The sequence below is a fragment of the Kineobactrum sediminis genome, assembly GCF_002868715.1.
In the GTDB taxonomy this organism is placed as follows: Bacteria; Pseudomonadota; Gammaproteobacteria; order Pseudomonadales; family Halieaceae; genus Kineobactrum; species Kineobactrum sediminis.
Genome location: NZ_PKLZ01000007.1, coordinates 65705 through 87218 on the forward strand (window position 1 = coordinate 65705; position 21514 = coordinate 87218).

General features: G+C 59.9%; 20 protein-coding genes. 12 read left to right on the forward strand and 8 right to left on the reverse strand.

From position 1 onward, the window contains the following. Window positions 1–13: 13 nt before the first annotated feature. Genes scpA through CWI75_RS08505 form a run of 3 tightly spaced genes read left to right on the forward strand, consistent with a single transcriptional unit; the run spans window position 14 to window position 3494 of the window. On the forward strand, window positions 14–2176 hold the full coding sequence (scpA, locus tag CWI75_RS08495; RefSeq protein WP_101521082.1) for a methylmalonyl-CoA mutase: 2163 nt from the start codon (window positions 14–16) through the stop codon (window positions 2174–2176). Window positions 2177–2179: 3 nt separating this feature from the next. Continuing rightward, window positions 2180–3139 carry a methylmalonyl Co-A mutase-associated GTPase MeaB gene (meaB, locus tag CWI75_RS08500; protein WP_101521083.1) on the forward strand — a complete coding sequence of 320 codons (960 nt, stop codon included), beginning with the start codon at window positions 2180–2182 and terminating at the stop codon, window positions 3137–3139. Window positions 3140–3176: 37 nt separating this feature from the next. Continuing rightward, window positions 3177–3494: a Rieske (2Fe-2S) protein gene (locus CWI75_RS08505; RefSeq protein ID WP_101521084.1), complete on the forward strand. Its 318-nt coding sequence runs from the start codon at window positions 3177–3179 to the stop codon at window positions 3492–3494. 54 nt (window positions 3495–3548) lie between these two features. Here CWI75_RS08505 and CWI75_RS08510 read toward each other — a convergent pair whose 3' ends face one another. Genes CWI75_RS08510 through CWI75_RS08540 form a run of 7 tightly spaced genes read right to left on the reverse strand, consistent with a single transcriptional unit; the run spans window position 3549 to window position 9866 of the window. Further along, window positions 3549–4478, reverse strand: a complete 930-nt coding sequence (locus CWI75_RS08510; RefSeq protein ID WP_162300032.1) for a GNAT family N-acetyltransferase — start codon at window positions 4476–4478, stop codon at window positions 3549–3551. Next, complete coding sequence (locus tag CWI75_RS08515; protein ID WP_101521086.1) at window positions 4468–5583, reverse strand: cupin domain-containing protein; 1116 nt, start codon at window positions 5581–5583, stop codon at window positions 4468–4470. Before CWI75_RS08515 ends, CWI75_RS08510 begins: the two co-directional genes overlap by 11 nt. Window positions 5584–5589: 6 nt before the next feature. Next, window positions 5590–6966 carry an adenylosuccinate lyase gene (gene purB / locus CWI75_RS08520; protein ID WP_101521087.1) on the reverse strand — a complete coding sequence of 459 codons (1377 nt, stop codon included), beginning with the start codon at window positions 6964–6966 and terminating at the stop codon, window positions 5590–5592. Window positions 6967–6996: 30 nt separating this feature from the next. After that, a complete protein-coding gene (gene hflD / locus CWI75_RS08525; protein WP_101521088.1) occupies window positions 6997–7641 on the reverse strand; it encodes a high frequency lysogenization protein HflD in 645 nt (214 codons plus the stop codon). 1 nt (window position 7642) lies between these two features. Then, window positions 7643–8752 (reverse strand): tRNA 2-thiouridine(34) synthase MnmA, encoded by a 1110-nt coding sequence (gene mnmA / locus CWI75_RS08530; RefSeq protein WP_101521089.1) that lies wholly within the window; start codon window positions 8750–8752, stop codon window positions 7643–7645. Continuing rightward, window positions 8749–9216, reverse strand: a complete 468-nt coding sequence (locus CWI75_RS08535) for an NUDIX hydrolase (RefSeq protein WP_101521090.1) — start codon at window positions 9214–9216, stop codon at window positions 8749–8751. The genes mnmA and CWI75_RS08535 overlap by 4 nt, the downstream gene beginning before the upstream one ends. Continuing rightward, the gene (locus CWI75_RS08540; protein WP_101521091.1) at window positions 9213–9866 is read right to left on the reverse strand and encodes a pseudouridine synthase; all 654 of its coding nucleotides are present in this window, start codon (window positions 9864–9866) and stop codon (window positions 9213–9215) included. The genes CWI75_RS08535 and CWI75_RS08540 overlap by 4 nt, the downstream gene beginning before the upstream one ends. A 147-nt stretch (window positions 9867–10013) precedes the next feature. Here CWI75_RS08540 and icd point away from each other — a divergent pair, with 147 nt between their 5' ends. Beyond that, the gene (gene icd / locus CWI75_RS08545) at window positions 10014–11267 is read left to right on the forward strand and encodes an NADP-dependent isocitrate dehydrogenase (protein WP_101521092.1); all 1254 of its coding nucleotides are present in this window, start codon (window positions 10014–10016) and stop codon (window positions 11265–11267) included. 82 nt (window positions 11268–11349) lie between these two features. Here the strand turns inward: icd and CWI75_RS08550 are convergent, their stop codons facing one another. Continuing rightward, window positions 11350–12582 (reverse strand): acetyl-CoA C-acetyltransferase, encoded by a 1233-nt coding sequence (locus CWI75_RS08550; RefSeq protein WP_101521093.1) that lies wholly within the window; start codon window positions 12580–12582, stop codon window positions 11350–11352. A 179-nt stretch (window positions 12583–12761) separates the two neighbouring features. Between CWI75_RS08550 and CWI75_RS08555 the strand changes: the two genes are divergently transcribed. The 8 genes from CWI75_RS08555 to pepN all read left to right on the forward strand — a co-directional run bounded on the left by CWI75_RS08555 (window position 12762) and on the right by pepN (window position 21514). Then, the gene (locus CWI75_RS08555) at window positions 12762–13748 is read left to right on the forward strand and encodes an aromatic ring-hydroxylating oxygenase subunit alpha (protein WP_101521094.1); all 987 of its coding nucleotides are present in this window, start codon (window positions 12762–12764) and stop codon (window positions 13746–13748) included. A 227-nt stretch (window positions 13749–13975) separates the two neighbouring features. Next, on the forward strand, window positions 13976–14965 hold the full coding sequence (lipA, locus tag CWI75_RS08560; protein WP_101521095.1) for a lipoyl synthase: 990 nt from the start codon (window positions 13976–13978) through the stop codon (window positions 14963–14965). 8 nt (window positions 14966–14973) lie between these two features. Beyond that, a complete protein-coding gene (locus CWI75_RS08565; protein WP_101521096.1) occupies window positions 14974–15945 on the forward strand; it encodes a 1-aminocyclopropane-1-carboxylate deaminase/D-cysteine desulfhydrase in 972 nt (323 codons plus the stop codon). Between the two features lie 6 nt (window positions 15946–15951). Continuing rightward, window positions 15952–16836, forward strand: coding sequence for an NAD(+) kinase (locus tag CWI75_RS08570; RefSeq protein WP_101521097.1), 885 nt, complete (start codon window positions 15952–15954; stop codon window positions 16834–16836). Next, window positions 16836–17699, forward strand: coding sequence for a rhomboid family intramembrane serine protease (locus CWI75_RS08575; RefSeq protein WP_101521098.1), 864 nt, complete (start codon window positions 16836–16838; stop codon window positions 17697–17699). The genes CWI75_RS08570 and CWI75_RS08575 overlap by 1 nt, the downstream gene beginning before the upstream one ends. Window positions 17700–17742: 43 nt before the next feature. Next, on the forward strand, window positions 17743–18018 hold the full coding sequence (locus tag CWI75_RS08580) for a YeaC family protein (protein WP_101521099.1): 276 nt from the start codon (window positions 17743–17745) through the stop codon (window positions 18016–18018). After that, window positions 18015–18848: a DUF2797 domain-containing protein gene (locus CWI75_RS08585; RefSeq protein ID WP_101521100.1), complete on the forward strand. Its 834-nt coding sequence runs from the start codon at window positions 18015–18017 to the stop codon at window positions 18846–18848. The genes CWI75_RS08580 and CWI75_RS08585 overlap by 4 nt, the downstream gene beginning before the upstream one ends. 8 nt (window positions 18849–18856) lie before the next feature. Next, entirely contained in the window at window positions 18857–21514 is a 2658-nt protein-coding gene (pepN, locus tag CWI75_RS08590; RefSeq protein ID WP_101521101.1) for an aminopeptidase N, read from the forward strand.

The window sequence follows — 21514 nt, forward strand, 5'->3', positions numbered from 1 at the left end:
GGAGAAGAACACTATGACGGACAAAAATGACAAGACAGAACAGGCAACACCCGAAGCCTGGCGCGCGCTGGCGGAGAAGGGCCTGAAAGGCAAGAGCCTTGACGACCTCACCTGGCACACCCCCGAAGGCATCGACGTCAAGCCGCTGTACACCGCGGAAGACCTTGAAAACCTGCAATACACCAACACCATGCCGGGTCTTTCACCCTACCTGCGAGGTCCGCAGGCGACCATGTATGCCGGTCGTCCATGGACAATTCGCCAGTACGCGGGGTTTTCCACCGCGGAGAAGTCCAATGCCTTTTACCGGCAGGCACTTGCGGCCGGGGGCCAGGGTATTTCCGTGGCCTTTGACCTGGCCACCCACCGTGGTTATGACTCCGATCACCCGCGGGTGACTGGCGATGTCGGCAAGGCGGGTGTCGCCATCGATTCCATAGAGGATATGAAAATCCTTTTTGATGGCATTCCCCTGGACAAAGTCTCTGTCTCCATGACCATGAACGGCGCGGTACTGCCTATCCTGGCGGGTTATATCGTCGCCGCGGAAGAGCAGGGCGTTGAACAGGGGCAACTGGCAGGTACCATCCAGAACGACATCCTCAAAGAGTTCATGGTACGCAACACCTACATCTACCCGCCCGCACCGAGCATGAAGATTATCGGCGATATCATTGCTCACTGCTCTGAACATATGCCGCGCTTTAACACGATTTCGATTTCCGGTTACCATATCCAGGAGGCCGGGGCCAACGCCGCCCTGGAGCTCGCCTACACCCTGGCCGACGGCAAGGAATACATCCGCACTGCACTGGCCGCGGGCCTTGATATCGACCAGTTTGCACCGCGACTGTCCTTTTTCTGGGGCATCGGCATGAATTTCTATATGGAGATCGCCAAGCTGCGGGCAGCGCGTTTGCTGTGGACGCGTATCGTCAGTGAGTTCAACCCGAAAGAAGCCAAGAGTTCCATGCTGCGCACCCACAGCCAGACCTCGGGCTGGTCGCTGACCGAACAGGATCCCTACAATAATGTGGTCCGTACCACCATCGAGGCCATGGCCGCGGTGTTCGGCGGCACCCAGTCACTGCATACCAATGCGCTGGATGAAGCGATTGGCCTGCCAACGGAATTCTCTTCGCGCATCGCCCGCAACACGCAGCTGATCATCCAGGAAGAAACCGGTATCACCAATGTGGTTGATCCCTGGGGTGGTTCTTACATGATGGAGAGCCTGACCCAGTCCATCGCCGACAAGGCCTGGGAATTGATCGAGGAAGTGGAGCAGGCGGGCGGTATGGCCAAGGCCATTGAAACCGGCATGCCGAAGCTGCGCATCGAGGAAGCGGCGGCGCGCAAGCAGGCGCGTATTGACCGCGGTGAAGACGTCATAGTCGGGGTCAACAAGTACCGCGTGGACGACAATAGCGACATTGATGTGCTGCAGATAGACAATGATGCCGTGCGCACCTCACAGCTGGAGCGACTGGCCAGCGTGCGGGAAAATCGTGACGAAGCGGCCGTTGAAGCTATTCTTGAAGATATCTACCAGGCGGCGGCCAGTGGTGAGGGCAACCTGCTGGCACTGGCCATTGAAGCCACGCGACGGCGCGCCACGGTGGGGGAGATCTCGTTCGCGATGGAGCGTGAGTTTGGCCGTTTCAATGCCCAGGCCCAGACGGTCTCCGGCGTCTACGGCTCAGCCTTCCAGCAGGATGAAAACTGGCAGGGTATCAGCATGGACATTGACGCGTTTGTTGCAAAATACGGTCGCCGCCCGCGGATGCTGGTGTGCAAGATGGGCCAGGACGGCCACGACCGCGGCGCCAAGGTGGTGGCTACCGCTTTTGCCGATGTCGGGTTTGATATAGACCTTTCGCCGATGTTTTCAACACCGGAAGAAGTCGCTCGCCAGGCGATCGAGAACGACGTGCATGTGGTGGGTGCCTCCTCGCTTGCGGCGGGGCATAAAACGCTGGTCCCCGAGTTGGTAGCTGAACTGCGCAAACAGGGTGCCTCCGACATTGTTGTTATCGCCGGCGGCGTTATCCCTCGCCAGGACTATGACTTCCTGTACAAGGCGGGTGTGAAATGCATCTTTGGCCCGGGCACGCCCATTCCCGTGTGCGCGCGGGACGTGCTCGACGCGGTCAATGAGGCCCAGGGCGGCAGCTGATCCGTGACAGCGATTGATTTGCAGGCACTGAAGGATGGTGATCGCCGGGCCCTCGCCAAGGCGATTACCCTGGTCGAAAGCTCGCGCGCGGAACATCGCGACCGGGCCCAGGAAGTGCTTGAGCAGATATTGCCGGAGACCGGCAACAGTATCCGGGTGGGTATTTCCGGTGTGCCGGGGGTCGGGAAATCCACATTTATCGAAGCCTTTGGCCTGTACCTGATAGCGCAGGGCAAACGGGTGGCGGTACTGGCAGTGGATCCCAGTTCGCCCATTGCCGGGGGCTCCATTCTCGGTGACAAGACCCGCATGGAGTACCTGTCGCGGCGCCAGGAGGCCTTTATCCGCCCTTCGCCTGCCTCCGGTGCGCTTGGCGGGGTGGCCCAGAAAACCCGCGAAACCATGCTGCTGTGCGAGGCCGCCGGCTACGATGTGATTCTGGTTGAAACCGTCGGTGTCGGCCAGTCCGAGTACCAGGTTGCGGGCATGGTGGATTTTTTCATGGTGCTGATGCTGCCCGGCGCCGGCGATGAACTGCAGGGCATCAAAAAAGGTATTCTGGAGCTGGCGGATTCGCTCGTAATCAACAAGGCCGACGGCGATAGCGCCCTGCTGGCAAAACAGGCAAGCCGGCACTATACCTCGGCCATGAACCTGTTGCGGCACACCAGTTTCTGGACGCCCCGGGTCATGACCTGCTCGGCACTGAAGAATGACAATGTTGACGCGGTGTGGGGCATGATAGTGGATTACTACTTCCAGGCCCTGCAGGCCGGGGCTTTCCAGAACAAGCGCGCGCGACAAAACAGGGACTGGATGCGGCAACTTCTGAACGAGATGCTGTTGCAGCAACTTACCCAGAATCCCCGGATCAAGGCGCTGATACCAAGGCTGGAGCAGGATGTGGAGGAGGGGCGTATCACCCCGTTCCACGCCGCCCGCCAGCTTATCGCATTGCTGTAAGCCGGCGGGGCGGGGAGTTGTTGCATTGAGCCGGCCTATGTACTTCCAGTCTCTGGAGAAGCTGATCAACCTGGGCGACGGCTACCGGCGCCAGTTCCGTATCGACCATCTTTCGTTGCTGCTCGTCCAGGACGAGGGTGAAAGGTACCTGTTTGAGTCTCATTGTCCTCACCGTGAGCACCCACTGGACAACGCGGCCATTATCGGTGGCATGCTGGAATGCCCTTTGCACCGATACCGGTTTGACCTGGGCAGCGGCGAGCTGCTGCAGGCAACCGAACTACCCTGCCGCGGTTTGCGCGTATATTCCCTGGTGTACGAAGGCAACGAAGTCGGGGTGATGTTGCCGGCGTAGTCTGATGCCCTCAGCAGTCGCGTGTCGCACGCTCTGCTTCATCCACAGCCCATGTTAAAGCAGACTGCTGCGAAACTCGATATGCGGGGCGCTGTGACGCCAGAGTTCATCGAACAGAAGCAACTGTCTTTCGGCCCCGGCGCGGGAGTCCGGCTCATAAAACGCGGCGCTGTCGGACTCGGCCGGCTTGTAGAGTACGCCGTTGCGGTCGCGGATGATCAGGGTTTCACCTTTCCAGTCCGGATGCTCGTCGAGCTGTTGCAAAATTACCGATGAGGGTAGCCTGCGGGCCAGTGCCAGCAGGCGGTTACTGCGCTGTATCAGCGGCCGGTGGTCGCTGACCAGAATCCGGATGCGGGCGTGGCGGGTGCTGCGCGCAAGGGCACTGAGAGCGGAGACCAGTTCTGTATTATCAAATACCCGGTGATCGAGCGCGGGGCTGAGGATGCACAGCTCGCGGTTGGCGGATTCACACAGGGTGACGGCATAGTCGGAGAACGGTTGCGGGTAGCTGATACGGGTGACGTAACCCGGTGTCTGGCCCGGCTCCAGCGGCATGCGCATGGCGATATGGGGAATATCGGCTTCCAGGAACGGTTCGCCATAGGTACTGAAGCCGCCGCGGGCGTAAAAGTCACCGGCGTGAGCCTGGGCGTGCAGATAGACGCTATCCAGTCCTTGCTTGCCAGCTTCATCGACCAGGGCCTGCAACACTGCGGCACCGATACCGCGACCGCGATAGGGTGCCAGTACCGCCATCCTGCCAATCTTGCCATCGGGCAACAGGCGGCCGCAGGCCACGGGTTCATCCCCCAGGGTGCCCAGTATGTGAACGGCGGTGTCATCTTTATCGTCCCACTCGATCTCTCGCGGTACCGCCTGCTCAATGATGAACACTTGCTCCCGGATGGCGCGCAGGGTGGCCAGGTCTTCCTGCCAATCGGCCACCCGTAGCGTTAGTTCATCCACTTGTTCAATCGACATCAATACCTCCATGCTCCAGCAGGAACCGTAACAGCTGCCCGGTGTCCACGGTGGTTCCCTGTAGCGTATCGTTGTCCAGCCAGCCCTGTTTGCAGAGCAGGCATACGGTTGTTCGCAAGCCCGGCGGGAACAGCTGGCTGCTGCCATTGGCAAACACCCGGATACTGTTCTCCAGTGCCTGCCAGGCGACCCGCGCACCCGGTACCAGTACGACGCGCGCATGGGCACCGCGTAGCTGCGCAAGAGCAGCATTCACTGTGGTGATTTCAGCATAAGCCGTCTCGGACTCGGTGACCAGTTCGCCAAACCAGGATTCATCCTCTTCAGGAGTCAGCAGTGCCGACAATTGAGCCTGCGCCCGTTGGATATCCTGCCGGCGAATCTCGCCCGGCTCGCCGACCGGGTTGCGGTCCGGGTCGGTCAACAAAACGCTGGCATCCAGCTGTTCGAGACGCGAATCCACCCAGCGCGACAGCAGATCAGCCGCTTTTGGAGCGCGAAAACCAATAGAAAAACAGGTGGAGTCGTCTACCGAAACGCCCCAGTGAGCAACCCCTGGTGGCACGTAAAGAATATCCCCGCATTGCAGCCGGTATTCCGCCTGGCAGTGGAAATCCGCGAGCAGTTTCAGGTCCGGGTGGGGCAGCAGTGGCGTGTTGTCATCACAGCGCTGGCCGATACGCCAGACGCGTTCGCCTTCGCCCTGCAACAGGAATACGTCGTAGAGATCATAGTGGGGGCCAACGCCGCCGCCAGCACTGGCATAGCTGACCATGATGTCGTCCAGTCGCCAGCGAGGGATGAAATCGACCAGGTCCAGCAGTTCGGCGACCGCGTCCACGTAGCGGTCAACGCCCTGCACCAGCAATGTCCAGGGATGACTGCGGTCAAACGCATCCGCTGTAAAAGGGCCATGGTGTAATTGCCAGAGCGGTTCCCGGCATTCAATAATGCGCGACTCCACGTCCTCTTCCATGGCGAGGCCGGCAAGTTCATCGGCACTGATGGGGGGCTTGAACCCTGCTACGGCGTCTCGGAGCAGCAGCGGTTCGCGCTGCCAGTGGCGTGCGAGAAACTGATCCTGATCCAGGGTGAGTACCGGCACGGGCCGCTAGCCCTGGTCGATAGCGCGGGCCTGGATGTCCGCATTGCCGATGTAGGTAGCCGGGGTCAGTGCGAGCAGCTGGTCGCGGGCCTGTTGCGGCAGGTCGAGTGCGTTGATGAAGGTTTGCAGGGTATCCCGGTTCATGGCCTGGCCGCGGGTGAGTTCCTTGAGTTTTTCATAGGGCTTTTCAATACCGTAGCGGCGCATCACGGTCTGGATAGGCTCGGCCAGCACCTCCCAGCTCTGCTCCAGGTCCTCGGCCAGTCGCGATTCGTTGAGTTGCAGCTTACCGATGCCCTTAAGGCTGGATTGATAGGCGATCAGGCTGTAACCAAAGCCAACGCCCATATTGCGCAGCACGGTGGAGTCGGTAAGGTCCCGCTGCCAGCGGCTGATCGGCAGTTTTGCGGCCAGATGCTGGAAAATGGCATTCGCCAGGCCCAGGTTGCCTTCGGAATTCTCGAAGTCGATGGGGTTGACCTTATGGGGCATGGTAGACGAACCCACCTCTCCGGCGATCGTGCGCTGCTTGAAGTAGCCCATTGAAATGTAACCCCAGATATCGCGATTGAAGTCTGTCAGGATCGTATTGAAACGGGCGATGGTGTCAAACAGTTCGGCCATGTAGTCATGGGGCTCAATCTGGGTGGTGTAGGCATTCCAGGACAGGCCCAGCGAAGTCACGAACTCCTCGGCCGTAGCCTGCCAGTCGATATCGGGATAAGCCACCAGGTGGGCGTTATAGTTGCCGACCGCGCCGTTGATCTTGCCCAGGTATTCGACACCTCCCAGCTGTTGCAGCGACCGCTGCAGCCGCGCGACGACATTGGCCACTTCCTTGCCCATCGTGGTGGGGCTGGCGGTTTGCCCGTGGGTGCGTGACAGCATCGGCACCGCGGCATGTGCGGTGGCCAGGTCGGTTAGCGCAGCGGCCAGTTTCTGCATTTCCGGAACCATCACCCTTTGCATGCCGTCGCGCAACATCAGGGCATGGGCCAGGTTGTTGATATCCTCCGAGGTGCAGGCAAAATGGACGAATTCAGCAATCGCTTCCAACTCACTGTTGCCGACAAAACGTTCCTTGATAAAATATTCCACTGCCTTGACATCGTGGTTGGTGGTGGCTTCGATGTCCTTGATACGAGCGGCATCCTCCGGGGTGAAGTCCCGGGCAATCGCATCGAGAAGGTCACTGGCGGCGGTGGACAGGGGCGGCACTTCGGGCACTCCGGCTAATTTTGCCAGCTGCTGCAGCCAGCGGACCTCTACCAGTACCCGACGCTTGGTCAGGCCGAATTCGCTGAATACCTCGCGCAGCGCCGAGGTCTTGTTGCCGTAGCGGCCGTCTATTGGCGAAATCGCGGTCAGTGAATCCAGCTTCATTGGTGTGCTCCAGAAAATGACGAAAAGAGGTTACATCACGCCCGAATTGCGTGACAGTTCTTGTGCCTGTCGGGCAATGGCGCGCCGTTGTAATATCAGCTTCCAGCGCCTGCCACCCAGCTGGCGCCAGAGAAACGTTGAACGCAGCCCGGCGAGCAATAGCGCGCGAATGGCGTCTGCGGTCTGGCGGTTCTGCAGGTGCTCGGCGCTGCCGCTGACCTTGATGCGGAATTTAAGGGTACTGAGAGTATCCTGGTAGATGCCGGATATACTGTTGCAGATGTCGTTTGCCTGGGTGGCAAAGTGCTCGGCGTGAAAGCTTGCATGCTGTAATCGCGAGTGCACTACGGACATCATCGCGGGGTCCCGGGCGAATTTACGCTCCAGATACAGCAGGTTGAACACATAGCGCACCACTTCCCGCTGGTCCGGGGTTTGCCCATTGCCCAGCATGCCGGCGAGGGTGTCCAGGCCCAGCCTGACGCCGGCAATGCCACCATAGACGTCTTCTACCTGATCGACCTCGAAGGCGAACAGGCTCTGTAACGACGATGCCAGGAATTCGGGAGGGCAGTTGCCGGTACGGGACAGTTCGTCCACCAGCCTGGCGGCCTGGGTGATGCCGGCCAGGGCGATGGTCTGTTTTTCCAGCAGGCTGGCGGCTTTGGTTGGCATCTCAGCGAGCCTGCATTATCGAATCACTGGCGGTGATCACGCCGCCCCCCAGGCAGCGTTCGCCGTCGTAGAATACGGCTGACTGGCCTGGTGTGACCGCTCTTTGCGGGACATCAAAGGAGACCTGAAACCCGCTCGCCACCGGTGTCACTGTGCACGCCTGATCGGGTTGCCGATAGCGCACCTTGGCCTGGCAGCGCAGGGGCATGGCGGGCGCCTCGTCCGCGATCCAGAATATATCCGTTAGCCCAAGGCTGCTGGAAAACAGCGCCGGATGGTTATTGCCCTGGGCCACCAGCAGTCTGTTGCGCTGCAGGTCCTTGCCCACCACATACCAGGGCGAGTCGTCGTGATTGGCAAGGCCGCCAATGCCCAGTCCCTGGCGCTGGCCTATTGTGTGGTACATGAGGCCCTGGTGCCGACCCAGCTGTTCACCCTCAAGGCTGTAAATATCACCTGGCTGTGCCGGCAGGTACTGCTGCAGAAAATCCTTGAAGCGACGCTCGCCGATAAAACAGATACCCGTGGAATCTTTTTTATTGTGTGTCGCCAGGCCGTGCTCCCGAGCCAGGTCCCGCACCGCCGGCTTCTGGATCTCGCCCACGGGAAACAGGGTTTTCTCAAGCTCCCGGTGGCCGACAGCGTGGAGGAAATAACTCTGGTCCTTGTTGTTGTCCAGCCCGCGCAGCAAAGTGGCCTTGCGGTCGGACTCACCGCGCCGGGCATAGTGGCCGGTGGCGATACAGTCGGCGCCCAGCATCAGCGCATAGTCCAGAAAGGCGCGGAACTTGATTTCACGGTTGCAGAGAATATCGGGATTCGGTGTGCGCCCGGCTTTATATTCCTCGAGAAAATGCTCGAAGACGTTATCCCAGTATTCGGCGGCAAAATTGGCGCCATGCAGGGTAATGCCGAGCCTTTCGGCAACGGCCCGGGCATCGGCAAAATCGTCTTTGGCGGTGCAGTACTCGGTGCCGTCATCCTCATCCCAGTTCTTCATGAACAGGCCTTCAACCTGATAGCCCTGTTCACGGAGCAACAGGGCGGCAACGGAGGAGTCCACGCCACCGGACATGCCGACAATAACTTTGGTTGCTGCATTAAAGCTCATGGCTGGTAATTCACCATACTGGATATCATGTTCAGGGGATAACAGAGCCCGCTGCGGTGCTGCTCAACAGCGACCAGTACCAGCGGGCTGCGCAGTTTACCAGAATTGGCGATGATTGCCTCGTAATCAAGCCAGTGCACGGCGATGATATCCGGATCCCGTACCGCGCGAGCATTTTCCTGGATGGCCTCGGCAACAAATGTGGTTCGGTAATAGGTGATGCCGTTGCTTGGGGCGGTGTAAAGCGCGCAGCCAAGAATGCCGCGCAATGTGATATCCCAGCCGGTTTCCTCCAGGGTTTCGCGTAGCGCTGCCTGCTGTAACGATTCCCCCTGCTCAAGATGGCCGGCCGGCTGGTTGAAGACAACATTGCCGCTGGCCTTGTCTCGTTCTGCGACCAACAGATAGTAGCCTGCACGTTCGACGACGGTGGCCACGGTGACATGGGGGTGCCAGCGTGTCATGACCCTGGCCTCTTGCGGCTGCGCGCGCCCCTGGACAGCCGCGTCGATGAAGCAGGTCGCGGAATCCCTGGAGTGCGCGGACGGTGAACGGTGATGATCCGGTGGTCGCCGGGCGCCAGCCCCGCCAGCGTCCAGTCGCCGACCCGCCGGCGGATCAGGCGCAGGGTGGGCAGGCCCACGGCCGCGGTCATTCGTCGTACCTGCCGGTTGCGGCCCTCCTGGATACTGATCTCCAGCCAGCTGTCGGCAACACTAAGACGCCTGCGCACCGGCGGCGTTCTGGGCCACAGATCCCCGGGTTCGGCAATGCAGGCCACCCGGGCGGGCAGAGTGGGGCCATCCTTGAGTTGCAGGCCTCCGGCCAGCTGTGCAAGGGCCCGGGCATCCGGTTTTCCCTCTACCTGTACCTGGTAGGTCTTCCACAGCTTGTAGCGGGGATTGGCGATCTGTTGCTGCAGCTGGCCATCATCAGTCAATAGCAGTAATCCCTCCGAATCGTAGTCCAGGCGTCCGGCAACGCGGAAATCCGGCGCCTGCAGATAGTCTGCCAGCGTAGCGCGTACCAGTGTGCTGCCTGCGCCCACGGAATCGCGGTCGCTGAACTGGCTCAGGACTTTGAAGGGCTTGTTGAACAGGATCAGTCTGGCCATGCACGTGGTTCCGGGGCGCTAAAAATTTGTATCCCACCCACGAGAAAGGACAGGAAACCTGCTACACTGGGCGCCGTTTTAACGGGGCGTTTCACTAGGATACCGCACCCCGGGACTCAATGGACCCACAGCTACGGAGAAGAACCTATGGGCTACAAGCATATCCAGGTGCCAACCACCGGCGAAAAAATTACGGTTAATGACGATTTCAGCCTGAACGTCCCCAACAACCCCATCATCCCCTACATCGAAGGCGACGGCATCGGTGTTGATATCAGCCCGGTAATGATCGACGTGGTCAATGCTGCTGTCGAAAAAGCTTATGGTGGCAGCAAGAAAATTTCCTGGATGGAAATCTACACGGGTGAAAAGGCCGCCGAGTTGTATGAAGGCGACTGGTTCCCGGAAGAAACGCTGGAAGCCATCAAGACCTATTCCGTGGGTATCAAAGGGCCCCTGACCACGCCGGTCGGTGGCGGTTTTCGGTCCCTGAACGTGGCCCTGCGCCAGGAACTGGACCTTTACACCTGCCTGCGGCCGGTGCGCTGGTTTGAGGGCGTACCTTCCCCGGTGAAGGACCCGGGCTCCTGCAACATGGTGATCTTTCGTGAAAACTCGGAAGACATCTATGCCGGTATTGAATACCAGGCGGGTAGCGATGAGGCCAAGAAAGTGGTCGATTTCCTGCTCAAGGAAATGGGCGTCACCAAAATTCGTTTTCCCCAGCAAGTGGGCATCGGCATCAAGCCCGTGTCCGAAGAGGGTACCAAGCGGCTGGTGCGCAAGGCGATCCAGTACGCAATCGACCAGGACCTGCCCTCGGTAACCCTGGTGCACAAGGGCAACATCATGAAATTCACCGAAGGTGCTTTCCGCGACTGGGGCTATGAACTTGCCCAGCAGGAATTCGGCGGTGAATTGCTGGATGGCGGCCCGTGGGTGACCATGAAGAACCCGAACAACGGCAAGGATATCGTCATCAAGGATGTGATTGCCGATGCCATGCTGCAGCAAATCCTCACCCGTCCCGGCGACTACAGTGTTATCGCCACCCTGAACCTGAACGGTGACTACCTGTCCGACGCCCTCGCGGCCCAGGTGGGTGGTATCGGTATCGCACCGGGTGCCAACCTGTCAGACACCATCGCCCTGTTCGAGGCCACCCACGGTACGGCGCCCAAATATGCAGGCCAGGACAAGGTCAATCCCGGCTCCCTGATCCTTTCGGCCGAGATGATGCTGCGTCACATGGGCTGGAACGAAGCTGCCGACCTGATCATCAATGGCATGAACGGCGCCATCCAGAACGGCACGGTCACCTATGACTTTGAGCGCCAGATGGAAGGTGCCACCCTGGTCAGCTGTTCCGGCTTTGGCCAGAAGATGATTGAAAATATGTAAATTCCTTGCGGGTTTACGAAAAAGCCACCGTAAGGTGGCTTTTTTTATGGGTGAAAAAAGGGGCTGCAAGAGCCCCTTGTGGCTAGATGCGCTCGATGATGATCGCCGGTGCCATACCGCCGGCGGCACACATGGTGACCAGGCCGAACTGCTTGTCCCTGCGCTCGAGTTCATCGAGCAGGGTGCCGATCAGGATCGAACCGGTGGCGCCAATCGGGTGGCCCAGCGCCATCGCGCCGCCATTGACATTGACCTTGTCGCGGTCCAGCTTGAGGTCGCGGATAAACTTCTCGGCGACCACGGCGAAGGCCTCGTTGATTTCAAACAGGTCAATGTCCGACAGCTGCATGCCGGCTTTGGCCAGTACCTTGCGGGCTGCCGGAACCGGGCCGTTCAGCATCAGGGTGGGTGAGTCGCCCATATTGGCCATGGCAACAATGCGCGCCCGGGGCTTCATGCCGTTGGCGCGAGCATACGTGGGAGAGGTCAGCAGTATCGCGGCAGCGCCGTCGACCACGCCCGAGGAATTGCCCGCGTGATGTACATGATTGATCTCGAGATCGGGGTAAACGGTGTTGACCAGGCTGCGGTAGGTGACGCCGGACTCGGTCAGGGGGTAATCCGCCAGGGCACCGAAGGAGGCTTTCAGTTCGCTCAGGCTGGCCAGGGTGGTGTTGGGACGGGGAAACTCCTCGTGGTCCAGGGCGAGGCTGCCGTCGGGACGATATACCGGGATCAGGCTTTTGCTGAAGTAGCCGTTGGCGATGGCATGGGCCGCACGCTGTTGTGATACAACCGCCAGGTTGTCCACTGCTTCGCGATCAATGCCCTCAAGCGTGGCGATGGCGTCCGCGCACACACCCTGGTGGGGCTGGGGGTGACGCTCACGCAGGCGCAGGTTATCGCTGTCGATAAAGGGTGACTGGCTCGGATCCTGGCCAAACGTGGACATCATTTCGCAGCCGCCGCCAATCACCACATCCTCCATGCCACTCATGATGGAAGCTGCCGCCAGATTGACCGAGGTAATGCCTGAACCACAGAAACGGTCAAGAGTAACCCCCGAGGAGCGGGGGTCATAGCCTGCATCCAGGGCCGCCATTCTGGCCAGGTCGCCGCCCTGCTGGCCGCGCTGGCTGCTGGTGCCGAAAATAATATCGTCAACGTCGGCGGTATTGAGACTGTTGCGTTCGGCGATCGCCTTCAGCACTGTCGCACCCAGGTGCTGGGGGTGTTGGTCCGCAAGGGCGCCCTTGCCTTTTTTGCCGATGCCGCGGGGTGTACGGCAGGCATCAATAATCCATGCTTCTGACATTCATGTTCTCCTGATTGGTGTCTGGTGTTGTTGGAACCCGTGTCCCATGATACTGCGGGTTGCCGGTAAAGAGTAATCGCATTTATGCGCGGGTCAGTCCAGCTGTTTGTACCCACAGCTCTGCCAAGGGCGAGCTTCTGTCTTATAGTGATGCCTGTTATCAGATCAGGAGTTCAATCATGTCACCACGTCCCCCAATGCCTCTGCCCTATGGCTGGTTTGTCGTTTCCTACTCGGATGAGCTCGCCGTGGGCCAATCGAGGCCCGTGCATTATTTCGGCAGGGAGCTGGTGCTGTTTCGCACCGAATCCGGCAAGCCGGTATTGCTTGATGCCTACTGCCCGCACCTGGGTGCGCACCTGGGCTACGGCATCAATGAAAGCAGTGGCCAGGGTGGCCGTATTGAGGGCGAAACCATAGTGTGCCCGTTTCATTCCTGGAAGTTCAATGCCGAGGGATTTTGTACGGAAATCCCCTATGCCAAGAACATCCCGCCGAAAATACAGGACAAGCAGTGCCTGGTCAGCTACCCGGTAGTTGAGGATAACCAGCAGATCTATGCCTGGTATCACCCGGAAGGTGTGGCTCCCCTGTGGGACGTTGAGTCGCTTGAGGAGGCCAATAGCGATGACTGGGCACCGCTGCAGCGGTTTGAGTGGACGATCAACACCAGTTGCCAGGAAATGGCTGAAAACGGTGCCGATGCCGCACATTTTCGCTACGTGCACCAGACGGCAACACTGCCCCAGTCCGAATTGACCTATACGGATCACATTTCCCTGGGTATTCAGCGAGCCGATATGGAAACACCGCGCGGTACGGTAAAAGGCGCCATTACCTCAAAGGGCATTGGCCCGGGGCAGAGCTATACCCGCTTCGAGGGTATCGCCCAGACCTTCCTGATGGGGAATGTGGTGCCCATCGACGAGGGTAAGGTGCAGGTGCGCTTTGCATTTACCCAACCGAAGGTGGACGGGGAGGCGGTGAGCGGGGGAGTTAATGCCGCTATTATTCGCGATATCTGCAAGCAGCTGGATGAGGATATGCCCATCTGGGAGCACAAGATCTATCGGCCCCAGCCAGTGCTCTGCGATGGTGACGGACCGATTGCAAAATTCCGCAAATGGTACAGCCAGTTTTACGTGGAACCCTTCGCCACTTCCTGACCGTTAAACGCGCCTGGGTTCAGTCCCTCCGGGCGCCGGTTTCCCGGTCGAGTTCGGTAATGTCCGGGTGGTCGCTGTCCAGGCAGGGATCTGGCGCCAGGTCATGCCATCATTGGGCAATTAGCAGCTCCGCTTGGGTTTCTTGTGGTCGGTACCTGCGAATCCGTTCCGAATTCGTTATAATTCACAATTGGGAACAATAATGCCAGGCGACAGGACCTCTTGATATGTCAGACAACAAGCTGATCCCGTTGGTACAGGTTGCCAGCGGCGATAAATTTGTCAATGACCGTGGCATTACCGCGATCAAGGATGGCATCAAAACCGCCGCCAGCACCGGAGATCGTTTGCCCAAGCCCGATTGGCTGCGGATCCGGGTGCGCGGTGGCGCTACCTACGAGAAAGTGAAAGGCATTGTGCATGAGCACCGCCTGGCGACCGTTTGTGAAGAAGCCAAGTGCCCCAATATGAGCGAATGCTGGAGTGCCGGTACTGCGACCATCATGTTGATGGGGGACGTCTGTACCCGCGCCTGCCGGTTTTGTGCCGTCAATACCGGCAATCCCCGAGGCTGGCTGGATTCCGCAGAGCCGGCCAGCACCGCGGACGCGGTGCGTCTGATGGGACTCAAATATGTAGTGCTGACCTCGGTGAATCGCGATGATCTGCCCGATGGCGGCGCCGCTCACTACGCAGCCTGTGTGCACAAGGTGAAGGAAATTAACCCGGCTACCGCGGTCGAGGCGTTAACTCCCGATTTTCTGGGTGTACTGGCGGACGTGGAGACCGTGCTGGATTCAGGCGTTGAGGTCTTTGCGCAGAATATTGAAACGGTGCGTCGGCTGACACACCCGGTTCGGGACTCCCGGGCCAGCTATGAACAGACCCTGGCCGTATTGGCCCATGCAAAAGCCTACCGACCGGATGTCATTACCAAGACCAGTGTCATGCTGGGACTGGGCGAAACCGAGGATGAGGTGCTGGCCACCATGGATGACCTGCGTGCCGCGGGGGTTGATGTGCTGACCTTCGGCCAGTACCTGCAGCCCACCGTCAATCACTATCCCATCGACCGCTATGTCTCCCCACAGGAGTTTGAGCAGTACCGCGAGCAGGGCCTTGAAAAGGGGTTTCTGGAAGTCGTCTCCGGTGTTTTTGTGCGCTCCAGCTACCGCGCCGAACAGGTCCTGCAGAAAAATAACGTGGGTTTGGCGTAACCCCTGTTTTGAACAATGATCTCTGGCAGTCACTTGCCGGCCAGGAGTTGCTCGGCGCCAGTCTTGACCAGGTGCAGGTGCTACGGCTGGACCGCCTGGGCGGCAACGCCCCGGGTAACAAGGCGTTCAAATTGCGCGGCCATTTTGATCGGGCGGCCGCGCTCGGTGCGCGTCGCATACTCTCATTCGGCGGCGCCTGGTCCAACCACCTGCACGCCCTCGCTGCCTGCTCCCGGCAGCGCGGGATAGCCTCTGTAGGCGTTATCCGCGGCGAGCAACCCGCCCGGCTTTCAGCCACCCTGGAGGACGCCAGGCGCTGGGGTATGGCGCTGCATTTTGTGAGTCGCGAAGAATACCGGCAACGCCATGAACCCGGCTACCGCGCGCAACTGGCGCAACGGTTGCAGGCGGATTATGTGATTCCCGAAGGGGGTGCGGACGCCCTGGGGGTGGCGGGTTGCAGCCGCATTGCCGAGCTTGTTTTGCAGCGCGCGCCTGCCGCGGCGCGGATTGTCGTTGCGGCGGGGACCGGCACTACCCTGGCTGGACTGGTCGCAGCACTGCCCCCGGGCTTCCACGTAACCGGGATTGTGGCGCTTAAAGGCGATGGCGACCTCGGTACCAGGACGGCGGTGGCTGTGGCTGCCACTGGCGCGACTTGCACGGCCGGCTGGGACCTGGATATCCGGTTTCACTGTGGGGGATTTGCCCGCAGCAACGAAGCGTTGCAGCAGGTGATGCTGGCCTGTGAACGGCGGTTCGCCTTGCCACTGGAACCCGTATATACCGGCAAGGCGATGCTCGCACTACAGCGCTTGAGAGCCTCTGGTGAATGGTCATCGAAGGAGCCGGTAGTGCTGGTGCACACCGGGGGCCTGCAGGGACGGCGGGGGTTTTCCTGGCTACGGCAGCAGATGGAATCCGGCGTGCATGAGCCGACGGGTTCAGGGTTATACTGTGCCACTGGTTCGAACAGGTAGGGCGGCATGCAAACATCCTTTTATAAAATCGGCCTGGTGGGGCGCAGCCAGCAGGAAGGGCTGGCGGAAGTTCTGCTGGAGCTCGTCGCCCTGCTGGAACCACAGGGGCGCGAGGTGGTGCTGGAGCACCGGCTGGGCGAACTGATACCCGATGCTCCGTATCCACGGGCGACCCTGGATGAAATCGGCGAAGACAGTGACCTGGTGATTGTGGTGGGTGGCGATGGCAGCCTGCTGGGTGCCGCACGCACGCTCGCCAGGTACCAGACTCCGGTATTGGGCGTTAACCGGGGCCGGCTGGGCTTTCTCACCGACATCACCCCCGACGATATCGCCACCCGGATACCGGCGGTGCTCGCCGGTGAATATACCCGCGAGAGCCGGTTCCTGCTCGACGCCAGGGTGGTGCGCGATGGAGTCACCGTGGGACGCGCCGATGCCCTCAACGATGTGGTGGTGAACTCGGGTACCTCGGCGCAGATGATAGAGTTCGAGTTGTACGTCAATGACGTATTCGTCTACCGGCAACGTGCGGACGGGCTGATCATTTCGACCCCGACAGGATCAACAGCCTATTCGCTCTCCGGTGGCGGCCCTATCATGCATCCGACCCTGGATGCGGTAGTCCTGGTACCGATGTTTCCACATACCCTCAGCAGCCGCCCAATCGTGGTTGACGGCAACAGTGAAATTCGCCTGGATATCCTGCAGCGCAATCGCATTCACCCGCCAGTCACCTGCGACGGCCAGGTCAACATGACAGCGCGGCCAGGAGATTCGGTGGTGATTACCAAAAAGCCGGACCGGCTGACACTGCTGCACCCGACCGGGCACAGTTTTTATGCCAGCTGCAGGGATAAACTGCGCTGGAATAGTGCGCTGGTGAATTGATGGCCGACGGATATATTGCCCTGCGCGTTCCTGCACATGAAGACCTGGGAGGCTTTGTTGCCCTGCTCAGGCAGCAGCGGGTGCCGCACCGGGTGTACGAGGCCGCTGGCGAGCAGGTACTTGAAGTCGCCAGTGCCGAGCACGCGAGAGCCGTGTCGAAGCTGTTCGAGGCCTGGCGTGACAATGCGCTGCCCGATGAGCTGCGGTCGCCGCCAGCGCGGCAGGCTTCACCGAGCGGCCCGCCCTTATTGCTGAGTGCGCCTGTCACCCTGGCGCTTATTGTGCTCGGTATAGCCGGTTTCCTGCTGGTCTACCTGGGCGCGCCCGTGTCGTGGTTGTCGCTGTTTACCTTCGCGCCGTTCGAGTTTGCCGGTGGTAGCATCCGTTTTGGCGATATGGGCAGCCAATACTGGCGCCTGATAACACCGGCGTTTCTGCACTTTGGCTGGTTACATATCGTATTCAACAGCCTCTGGCTGTGGGAGCTGGGATCCCGGGTAGAACGTACGCTCGGCGCAGCACATATGCTGGGATTGTTTCTGGTGATAGCGATTGTGTCCAACGGCAGCCAGTATCTGTTCGGCGGGCCATCAATTTTTGGCGGTATGTCCGGGGTTGTTTACGGCTTGTTGGGCTTCAGCTTTGTCGGCGCCCGTTTGCAGCCGGCCTGGCGGTTTGAGCCCAGTGCGCCGATCATGCTGTTGATGGTGGGCTGGTTGTTGCTGTGTCTGGCGGGGGTGATTGAAGTGCTGGGGTTTGGTGCCATTGCCAATGCAGCGCACGTGGGCGGTCTGCTGACTGGTGGTGTGCTTGGCGCCGTAATGGCTTTACTGTCTGTGGGCCTGCAACGGGACAGGGGTTAGCCTGGAGGTTATAATAGCCGGCTGCATAAACGCCGGAGCCACTATGGATTATCAACAGGTTATTGAGCAAATGTCCCCGGAAGTCTACCAGAGCCTCAGGCGCTCTGTAGAGCTGGGCAAATGGCCGGATGGCCGCGCCCTTACCCCCGAGCAGCGCGCCAGTGCCATGCAGGCCATTATCGCCTGGGGGGAGCGGCATTTGCCGCCAGAGCAGCGGATCGGCTTTATCGACAAGGGCAGCAAGGCCGACTCCAGTTGTGATGACCCCGAGCCGGTTCCCCTGAACTGGCGCGATACCGCGCAAGAGCCGCAACAATGAGTCGAGAGTTGGCCCGCGGTGCCCTGCGCAAAATGAAAACCCGTCTGGCGGTGCCGGTGGCTTATGAAATGGTGCTGGGCGACCACAGTTTGCCGCTGAACTGTTACCTGGGCCAGGCGCTGGAACTGCAATTCCTCGGCCAGATCAATTGTGTTCACTGTGACAGGCTGACCAGCAAGAGCTTTAACCAGGGTTTTTGTTACCCGTGCTTTCGCCGCCTTGCACAGTGTGACAGTTGCATCATGAGTCCGGAAAAATGTCATTTCCATCTCGGGACCTGTCGGGAACCGGAGTGGGGCGAAAGCAACTGCATGATTGACCACTTCGTTTACCTGGCCAACACGTCCGGGCTCAAGGTGGGCATTACCCGGCACAGCCAGGTGCCCACCCGCTGGATGGACCAGGGCGCCACGCAGGCGGTGCCCATCTTCCGGGTCAGTACCCGGCTGCAATCGGGCCTTGTGGAAACACTGTTAAAGCCCTATATCGCAGACAAGACCAACTGGCAGGCGATGCTCAAGGGCGCCACTGCCCCGGCCAACCTTGAAGTCGAGCGCCAGCGCCTGATGGCGGAGTGCCAGGCCGGACTGGTGGAACTGCAACGCAACCACGGGCTGCAGGCCATTGCCGCGCTGGAGACACAACCGGTAACAGTGATCGATTATCCGGTGCTGGAGTACCCGACGAAGGTCAAGTCCTTCAATTTCGACAAGACACCCACCGTGGCGGGCACCCTACAGGGCATCAAGGGGCAGTATCTGATCCTCGATACCGGGGTCATCAATTTACGCAAGTTTGGCGGCTACCAGGTCGCTCTTTCACTGATCTGAGGTAAGCAATGCGCGACGCACAGCCAAAAGTTATTTACCGCAAGGAATACCAGGTACCAGCCTTTCTACTCGAGCGCACTGAGCTGACCTTCGAGTTGTTTGAGGATCATGCCGTGGTAACGTCGCAGCTGCACCTGCGGCGCAATCCGGAGGCCGACAGCGGTGCCGCGCTCGAACTCAATGGCCAGGAGCTCGAGTTACTGGAAATTGCCATTGACGGACGCGAGTTGGCCCCGGACGAGTACCATCGGGATGATGAACTGCTGACGATAGCCCGGGCACCGGCGCAGTGTGTGCTTCGCTGTCGCACCCGGATTCATCCCCAGGATAATACTTCCCTGGAGGGCCTGTACAAGTCCCGCACGATGTTTTGTACCCAGTGTGAGGCGGAGGGCTTTCGTAAAATCACCTATTTTCCCGATCGTCCGGATGTTATGTCGGTATTTGACGTGACGATAGAAGCGGATCAGGCGCTCTATCCGGTACTGCTGAGCAATGGCAATCCGGCACCCCCGGAAGCACTGGCAAACGGCCGTCACCGGGTGCGCTGGCATGACCCGCATCCCAAGCCCGCTTACCTGTTCGCACTGGTGGCCGGCGACCTGCACTATGTGGAGGACCGGTTCCGCACCTGTGGCGGACGCGATGTAACCCTGCGGATCTACGTCGAAGAAAAGGACCTGGATAAGTGCGCGCACGCCATGGACTCCCTGATCCAGTCCATGCGCTGGGATGAAGAGACCTATGGCCGCGAATACGATCTCGATATTTTCAATATTGTCGCGGTCGATGATTTCAATATGGGCGCCATGGAGAACAAGGGCCTTAATATCTTCAATAGTTCCTGTGTGCTGTGTCGCCCGGACATCACCACGGATGCCGGCTTCGAGCGGGTCCAGGCTATTGTGGCCCACGAGTATTTTCATAACTGGTCCGGCAACCGCGTCACCTGTCGCGACTGGTTCCAGCTTAGCCTCAAGGAGGGCTTTACCGTTTTCCGGGATGCGGAGTTTTCCGCCGATATGGGGTCGCGTACGGTGAAACGGATAGAGGACGTGAGCCTGCTGCGCACAGCCCAATTTGCCGAGGATGCGGGGCCGATGGCGCACCCGGTACGGCCCGATTCGTTCATTGAAATTTCCAATTTTTATACTGTAACAATCTATGAAAAAGGCGCAGAGGTGGTGCGCATGATCCACACCCTGCTGGGCCCGGATCTTTTTCGCCAGGGTTCCGACCTGTATTTTGAGCGCCATGATGGCCAGGCCGTAACCTGCGAAGAGTTTGTTCGCGCCATGGAGGATGCCTCCGGTGTTGATCTCTCTCAGTTCCGACTCTGGTATTCCCAGGCCGGCACCCCGCGCCTGGTCGCCAGCGGCCACTACGATGCTGGCGCTGCGCGCTATACCCTCACTCTGCGCCAGTCCTGTCCGGCCACGCCCGGCCAGCCCCACAAGGAACCCATGACCATACCGGTGGCGCTGGGCCTGCTGGGTACCGCCGGTAACCTGCCCCTGCGCCTTGCGGATGATCAGCCCGGTGGCGAGACCGCGGACAATACCCATCGGGTACTGGAACTCAGCCGGGAGGAACAGAGTTTTTGTTTTGAGGGGGTAATGGAGGCGCCGGTACCGGCGCTGTTGCGCGGATTCTCCGCACCGGTCACTCTGGAATATGATTACAGTACAGCTGACCTGTGCGCACTGATGAGCCGCGAAGCTGACGGTTTTGTGCGCTGGGACGCCTCCCAGCAACTGGCCTTGCGAGTGCTTTCCGACACCCAGGGCCAGCTCGCTGCGGATTCGGCAGTGGTGGTTGAACCGCAATTCCTGGAGGCCCTTGGCGCATTGCTGGCGGACCCCGATCTGGACCCTGCAATGGTGGCTGAGATGCTGCGCCTGCCGGCGGAGGGGTATCTTGCCGAGTTGGCCGCGGGCCAGGGTGGTGCGGATGTGGACATCATTCACCAGGCACGGCAAATGCTGCGCAGTACCATTGCCAGTGCGCACGCGGACCTGTTTGCCGATTGCTACCAGCGCCTGGTAACCTCTGCGCCCTTTGCGCCCACTGCTGAGCAGATTGGTGCCCGCAGCCTGCGCAACATGTGCCTTGATTATCTCGCTCTGGACGGGGCCGAAGGCTTGCAGCTGGCACAGTCCCAGTTTGACACCGCAACCAATATGACAGATCGCCTGGCCGCGCTGCAGGCAATTGCCCAGCATGGCCCGGACCAGCAACGCGATGCGGCGCTGGCACGGTTTTACGCGGACTGGGAGCAGGAAACCCTGGTAGTGAACCAGTGGTTGCAGGTACAGGCAGCAATGCCGGTGGCCGATGCGCTGGAACGGGTGCGAGCGCTACTGGCACACCCGGCCTTCGATATTCGTAATCCAAACAAGGTGCGTTCACTTATCGGCGCCTTCAGTAACGCCAACCCGGTGAACTTTCACCGTGCCGACGGCGAGGGCTATCGGTTGCTGGCGGACATCATTGAGCAACTGGATTCGCGCAATCCGCAGATTGCGGCACGCCTGTTAACGCCGCTGACAAAGTGGCGCAACTACCGGGGGCGGGGCGAGCAGATGCGCGCCCAGTTGCAGCGCCTGGCTGCCATGCCCACGGTATCCCGGGATGTCTACGAAGTGCTGGATAAAGCCCTGGCGTAG

Bases quoted from the DNA above. Each gene is read 5' to 3' on its own strand.
- scpA (WP_101521082.1), top strand. From the start codon at position 14: ATGACGGACAAAAATGACAAGACAGAACAGGCAACACCCGAAGCCTGG.
- CWI75_RS08505 (WP_101521084.1), top strand. From the start codon at position 3,177: ATGTACTTCCAGTCTCTGGAGAAGCTGATCAACCTGGGCGACGGCTAC.
- CWI75_RS08510 (WP_162300032.1), bottom strand. From the start codon at position 4,478: ATGTCGATTGAACAAGTGGATGAACTAACGCTACGGGTGGCCGATTGG.
- purB (WP_101521087.1), bottom strand. From the start codon at position 6,966: ATGAAGCTGGATTCACTGACCGCGATTTCGCCAATAGACGGCCGCTAC.
- hflD (WP_101521088.1), bottom strand. From the start codon at position 7,641: ATGCCAACCAAAGCCGCCAGCCTGCTGGAAAAACAGACCATCGCCCTG.
- mnmA (WP_101521089.1), bottom strand. From the start codon at position 8,752: ATGAGCTTTAATGCAGCAACCAAAGTTATTGTCGGCATGTCCGGTGGC.
- CWI75_RS08535 (WP_101521090.1), bottom strand. From the start codon at position 9,216: ATGACACGCTGGCACCCCCATGTCACCGTGGCCACCGTCGTCGAACGT.
- CWI75_RS08540 (WP_101521091.1), bottom strand. From the start codon at position 9,866: ATGGCCAGACTGATCCTGTTCAACAAGCCCTTCAAAGTCCTGAGCCAG.
- icd (WP_101521092.1), top strand. From the start codon at position 10,014: ATGGGCTACAAGCATATCCAGGTGCCAACCACCGGCGAAAAAATTACG.
- CWI75_RS08550 (WP_101521093.1), bottom strand. From the start codon at position 12,582: ATGTCAGAAGCATGGATTATTGATGCCTGCCGTACACCCCGCGGCATC.
- CWI75_RS08555 (WP_101521094.1), top strand. From the start codon at position 12,762: ATGTCACCACGTCCCCCAATGCCTCTGCCCTATGGCTGGTTTGTCGTT.
- lipA (WP_101521095.1), top strand. From the start codon at position 13,976: ATGTCAGACAACAAGCTGATCCCGTTGGTACAGGTTGCCAGCGGCGAT.
- CWI75_RS08570 (WP_101521097.1), top strand. From the start codon at position 15,952: ATGCAAACATCCTTTTATAAAATCGGCCTGGTGGGGCGCAGCCAGCAG.
- CWI75_RS08575 (WP_101521098.1), top strand. From the start codon at position 16,836: ATGGCCGACGGATATATTGCCCTGCGCGTTCCTGCACATGAAGACCTG.
- CWI75_RS08580 (WP_101521099.1), top strand. From the start codon at position 17,743: ATGGATTATCAACAGGTTATTGAGCAAATGTCCCCGGAAGTCTACCAG.
- CWI75_RS08585 (WP_101521100.1), top strand. From the start codon at position 18,015: ATGAGTCGAGAGTTGGCCCGCGGTGCCCTGCGCAAAATGAAAACCCGT.
- pepN (WP_101521101.1), top strand. From the start codon at position 18,857: ATGCGCGACGCACAGCCAAAAGTTATTTACCGCAAGGAATACCAGGTA.